Genomic DNA, 1,671 nt, shown 5'->3' on the forward strand with positions numbered 1-1,671 from the left:
GCCGGGACCGCCGCTCCCAGCCCTAGACGAGGAGCGCCGTCCATTGTCCACCCTTGAAGAACGACCTGTGCCGTCCCGTCCGCCCACCGTCCGTACCGGTGACGGCGTCCCAGCCAAGCACCCGCTGATGACGTGCGGGAGGCCGCCCGGGCGCTGCGGGTTAGCGAGATGACTGTCCGCCGGGCGATCCATGACCGGGCGATGCCCGCTGTCGTGGTCGGCCGTGCCTACCGCGTCCCTCGCACGTTCATCACCCGGCTGCTCGACACGGCCGACAGCGGTCAGACCGCTGTGGCTGCGGAGTTGGCCCCCGTGCCTGCGGGGGGTGCCGTATGAACCGCCAACCGATCGGCTGGCGGTTGGTCGCTGCCGATCCCCGTTCCCGGATCGGGTGGCGACGCCGCCGAGGATCTCGCGGATGCGGTCGTCCGTGAGGTTGAGCGGATCGCCCGGGAGTTGCTGCGCCGTGGTGGTGAGAAGTGAGCCGCCCTTGCCAGCCCGAGGACATCCTTGACGTCGAACCGGGCCGGTCGGCGACACCGCTGATGCTGGCGACCCGGGCAGCCGACCTAGGTCTGGATATCGCTGTGCGTCACGCCCGTGGTCAGCGGGTCGACGCCGACGAGGTACTGGAGCTGTTGGCTACCGAGGTCGCGGCGGCCCGCGCCGCACGGCGCGGACTGCAGACCGGTGTCTTGCGGGCACTGCACGCGGGCGCGACCTGGCGGCAGATCGGTGAGGCGACCGCCAGCAGCCCGGCGGACGCGACGGCGGCCTTTCTCACCTGGGTAGCTGAGCAGCACCGTCACCTCCCGGACCTGTTCACCGCCGTCGACGAAGCCCATGCCTGTCGTCTTGCCGTGGAGGCAGGCCGATGAGCGCTGTCGATCTCACTCCCGTCGGTACCCCCGTGGGTCGGGCCTGTCACCGGCTCCGTGTCGCCACGGACATCGTTGACCGGTTCGTCGGTAACACGGACGTCGCGTTCTACATCTGGATCAAGTCCGGCTTCTACTACACGAGCATCCCGGTGATCGAATTTCAGATCACAGAGGATCAGGATGCCGATGGTGTGTCGTACCGAAGCCGTGCCGCTGACGACCACCGTCTCACCGGTATCGACACGTTCGCCCGCGAGTTCGGTCTCACCCTGCACACAACAGAAGGCGGCCTCGGGCACGAGGGCAGCCTGTGGGCCTGGGGCACGTTCACCCACCAGGGTGTCTGCGTCACGGTCTACACACTGCTCAGTGACCCGGAGGTCACAGCCGAGGCCCGTGATCGCTACACCCCGGTCATCGGAACGGGGCCGGGCCGGTCGTTCACCGTAACGGAGCCGGGCCGATGAGTATCCAGGGCGGCCTGCTGCTGCCGACCGGCCCGGATGGTTGGTTTCCGCCGCTGTTCGCTCCGGTTGTTGAGGTAGGAGGCAGCCGGTACACCGCCGGGCTGTACGCCTCGGAGGCGCAGGCGCAGGCGGCGGGGGACGCGCTCGCGGACCTCCACCCATCCGTGGTCATGCACGGGGTGATCGAACTGCTGCCGGCCGGGGTCGTCACAGAGCTCGCGTCCGCCTACGACGCGATGGAGCAGCTGGATGGTGCGGCATGACCGCCGCCGCATCGCTCGCGGATGCGCTGGCTGGTTTCCTCACGGCCGCCGCCGACCATT

Annotated in this window: 4 protein-coding genes; all 4 read left to right on the plus strand. The window is 69.1% G+C overall.

What is annotated here, in order from left to right; translation table 11 throughout:
* Window positions 1–132: 132 nt before the first annotated feature.
* The 4 genes from MJ785_RS21125 to MJ785_RS21140 all read left to right on the plus strand — a co-directional run bounded on the left by MJ785_RS21125 (window position 133) and on the right by MJ785_RS21140 (window position 1,611).
* Entirely contained in the window at window positions 133–336 is a 204-nt protein-coding gene (locus tag MJ785_RS21125) for an excisionase family DNA-binding protein (protein ID WP_255727671.1), read from the plus strand.
* Window positions 337–479: 143 nt separating this feature from the next.
* Window positions 480–878: a hypothetical protein gene (locus tag MJ785_RS21130; protein WP_239382552.1), complete on the plus strand. Its 399-nt coding sequence runs from the start codon at window positions 480–482 to the stop codon at window positions 876–878.
* Window positions 875–1,348, plus strand: a complete 474-nt coding sequence (locus MJ785_RS21135) for a hypothetical protein (RefSeq protein ID WP_239382554.1) — start codon at window positions 875–877, stop codon at window positions 1,346–1,348. Before MJ785_RS21130 ends, MJ785_RS21135 begins: the two co-directional genes overlap by 4 nt.
* On the plus strand, window positions 1,345–1,611 hold the full coding sequence (locus MJ785_RS21140; RefSeq protein ID WP_239382556.1) for a hypothetical protein: 267 nt from the start codon (window positions 1,345–1,347) through the stop codon (window positions 1,609–1,611). The genes MJ785_RS21135 and MJ785_RS21140 overlap by 4 nt, the downstream gene beginning before the upstream one ends.
* Window positions 1,612–1,671 lie beyond the last annotated feature (60 nt).

The organism is Protofrankia sp. CiT1, from assembly GCF_917627335.1.
Classification (GTDB): domain Bacteria; phylum Actinomycetota; class Actinomycetes; order Frankiales; family Frankiaceae; genus Protofrankia.